Here is a 3,301-nt window from a genome sequence, read left to right on the forward strand (position 1 = left end):
TCGTTACCGTCGCACTCAGGCTTTTCGCAAGAATATGGTCGCTGTCCGATAGCGCCCGCTGGAACGCGGCCGCTACGTCCCGTTCATCCGAGTCGGGAACTTGCATGTAGACGAGATGGTTGGAGACAGATTCATTGGATTTCGCCAACTGCGATATCAACGTTGTCTTGCCAATCCGCCGGCGCCCTTCAATGCGACAGAAGAACCAGCGCCCCGCGTTCACGATACGGCTCAGGTCCGACAGGGGTTCGGTCCGCCCGTAAAAGCTCCAGTCTGCCATGGCGATCCTGTAAGATAATTAAAATTATCTTACAGGTTTTGTGCTTGCAAGCCAATGATTTTTATAGGATTTTATCTTCATGGCCGGGGTCGTGCGTCAAGCTGCTTCCGCTTAGACTGCATTTCCTGACGAACGCCCAGCCCGGCGAGGTGCCGTCCTGAGCCTCTCAAAGCCCCTTCTGAAACGGCGCCCCCGAATGCTCGCGCAATTCGTTGAAAACGATCTTCGGCCACGCCTTCTTGGCGACATCGAGTTCGGACACGTGTGACGCCAGATAGGTCGGCGCATTCGATGCGTCCAGCGCAATCCGTGCCGAATACGCATCGGTGAAACGACGCAGTTCGGCCGCGTCGTCGCAGGTGACCCAACGCGACATGCGATAGCGCGCCGGCATGATCCGCACGTCGACCTTGTATTCCGTCGACAACCGGTGCGACACCACTTCGAACTGAAGCTGTCCGACGGCGCCAAGAATCATCGAGCCACCAAGCACCGGACGAAACACCTGGATTGCGCCTTCATCGCCGAGTTGGCGAAGCGCTTCGCCGAGCTGCTTGGCGCGCATCGGATCGACGACTTCCACGGTCTGGAATATCTCCGGCGCGAAGAACGGCAAGCCGACGAACTGGAGCAACTCGCCCTCGGTCAGCGTGTCGCCGAGGCTCAGCGTGCCGTGGTTTGGAATGCCGATGATGTCGCCGGGATACGCGTCGCTCACCGTTTCACGACGTTGCGACAGGAACGTCACCACGTTATTCGCGCGGAACGTCTTGGCCGTGCGCGTCACCTTCAACGCCATGCCACGCTCGAAATGCCCGGAACATACGCGAATAAAGGCCACCCGGTCGCGGTGCGCCAGGTCCATGTTCGCCTGGACTTTGAACACGACGCCGGTGAAACGCGGCTCGTCGGGCAGCACGGGGCGCTGTACGGTCATGCGCATGGACGGCGGCGGCGCGAGATCGACGAGCGCGTCGAGAATTTCCTTTACGCCGAAGTTGTTGATTGCCGAGCCGAACAAAACCGGCGATTGCTCACCGGCCAGAAACAGGTCGCGATCGAAGGCGGGCGATGCGCCGGTAATCAGTTCGACCTCTTCCTTGGCACGCGCCCAGCTTGGACCGAAACGCTTGGCGCCCTCTTCGTCGGTGATCGCGTGCAAGGTTTCCACGTCGCCGCCCGCCTTGTCCTGACCGGCGCGAAACACGCGAACCTGGTCGCGTACGATGTCGTAGACGCCCTGGAATTCCTTGCCCATGCCTATAGGCCAGGTGAACGGAACCGCGGCCACCCCCAGATGCTGCTCGATTTCGTCTAGCAATTCGAGCGGCTGCCGCACTTCGCGGTCGAGCTTATTGATGAAGGTGACGATCGGCGTGCGGCGGCTGCGGCAGACTTCGAGCAGCTTGAGCGTCTGCGCTTCGACGCCGTTCGCGCCATCGATCACCATCACGGCGGCATCGACGGCGGTCAGTACACGGTATGTATCTTCAGAGAAATCCTCGTGGCCCGGCGTATCGAGCAGGTTGATGACGGCGTTGCCGTATTCGAACTGCATCACCGAGCTCGCGACCGAGATGCCGCGTTGCTTTTCGATTTCCATCCAGTCGGAGGTCGCGTAGCGACTGCTCTTGCGCCCCTTGACGGTGCCGGCGATCTGGATCGCGCCCGAAAACAGCAGGAGCTTTTCGGTCAGCGTGGTTTTGCCCGCATCCGGGTGGGAAATGACCGCGAAAGTGCGGCGGCGTTTGAGTTCGGAGATTGACATCGGTGCAGAGATAACTGTGGGTTGCGCGCGTTCGGGTTCAATCGCGCTTGAGCAGCGGCCGCGCGATGACGCCTTGGGCAATATCGGCGCGCAGCGGTGAATAGGATGCCCTGGCCAAAAGCTCAATGGGAACACAAGGCAACACGAGGCAACGCGAAAAGCCGGGTGGGGTGGATGATACACGTGGTCACGGTTCGGTTTTTAAACAACGTCACTTTCCAGGGACCGTGGGGGACGCGTGGGATGTGCTGGATGCGGAGGGGATTGGAGGACGGGCGCCATTGAGGCGAAGCGTGCGCGCCGCTGGTGCTTGAGGGGACCGTTCAAGCGCAGGTTCAATGTTTGGCGGCGCTGATCGTTTCCTGCCAAAAGCCTGCACGCAAAAAAGCCCGGCTAAACCGGGCTTCGAACACCACGCGCAAAGCGTGAAGCTTAGGGCTTTGGTGCCGACGACGGAATCGACTCGGCCGTTGCTGTGTGCTTGTGATGCTTCTTGTGATGCGTCTTGGCCTTGTGCGTGGTGCTAGCAGGTGCTGCGGCGTCGGCCGTTGCACCCGGAGCTGCAGTCGGTGCCGATGCCGATGCTTGTGCAAACACGGCGACGGAGAACAAAGCAGCAAGAGATGCAGCAACGATTTGCTTTTTCATGACGGAAAGACCCTTCGTGGTTAAGTGTGACTGCACGGCGTTCGGTATCGCCGGTACGTGCTTAACGCCTCATCGCGTACTGTGTTGACACGCGCTTAAGTAAAACTTGATCACGATCAAATCATGTCGTCGTGCGAAACGTTGCACGCAGACGGTGCACACACATCGTCGCCGGACACTCAGTAACCGTCATGAAATAGGGCCGACGTTTCAATGAGCCATCGACACTGCGGAGGCCGCGATGCCACAAGAACCCGCGTTACGCCCGAGCCAGATCCACACAGTTGCGCCAAGCAATGCGCACGCGGCCATTACGCCGCTCATCGCAAGAATGCCAAGCACCGGAAACAGCAACGCGACCAGCGAACTCGACGCGGCGCCGCACAGCATCTGGACCGAGGTCAGCAGGCCGCCCGCGACGCCTGCAAGTTCAGGCACCGGATCGAGCGCGCCTTGCGCCGCGCTTGGTGCGGCCAGCCCGAAGCAAAACGTGCTGGCTACGAGCAACGGCATGATGCTCAACAAGCTCACGTGATGCGACACGCCAAGCCCGATCAGACCCAGTGTAGAGAGCAGCGTCACGCCGATCGCGGCGCCAAGAATGT

At 60.1% G+C, this 3,301-nt stretch carries 3 protein-coding genes and 1 pseudogene; all 4 read right to left on the reverse strand.

All coding sequences use genetic code 11. The features are described from left to right. A pseudogene (locus WCA53_RS14360) lies at nucleotides 1-280 on the reverse strand (ATP-binding protein); the annotation flags it as partial. Between the two features lie 166 nt (nucleotides 281-446). Next, the gene (locus WCA53_RS14365) at nucleotides 447-2,048 is read right to left on the reverse strand and encodes a peptide chain release factor 3 (RefSeq protein WP_423911333.1); all 1,602 of its coding nucleotides are present in this window, start codon (nucleotides 2,046-2,048) and stop codon (nucleotides 447-449) included. Between the two features lie 432 nt (nucleotides 2,049-2,480). Beyond that, complete coding sequence (locus tag WCA53_RS14370; RefSeq protein ID WP_423911335.1) at nucleotides 2,481-2,696, reverse strand: hypothetical protein; 216 nt, start codon at nucleotides 2,694-2,696, stop codon at nucleotides 2,481-2,483. A gap of 210 nt (nucleotides 2,697-2,906) precedes the next feature. Next, the coding region (locus WCA53_RS14375; RefSeq protein WP_423911337.1) for a hypothetical protein at nucleotides 2,907-3,301 on the reverse strand (395 nt) is incomplete at its 5' end.

This window comes from Caballeronia sp. (assembly GCF_049581465.1).
GTDB lineage: Bacteria > Pseudomonadota > Gammaproteobacteria > Burkholderiales > Burkholderiaceae > Caballeronia.

What these genes read in the sequence shown, in the direction of transcription:
- WCA53_RS14365 (WP_423911333.1), bottom strand. Translation starts at nt 2,048, where the DNA reads ATGTCAATCTCCGAACTCAAACGCCGCCGCACTTTCGCGGTCATTTCC.
- WCA53_RS14370 (WP_423911335.1), bottom strand. Translation starts at nt 2,696, where the DNA reads ATGAAAAAGCAAATCGTTGCTGCATCTCTTGCTGCTTTGTTCTCCGTC.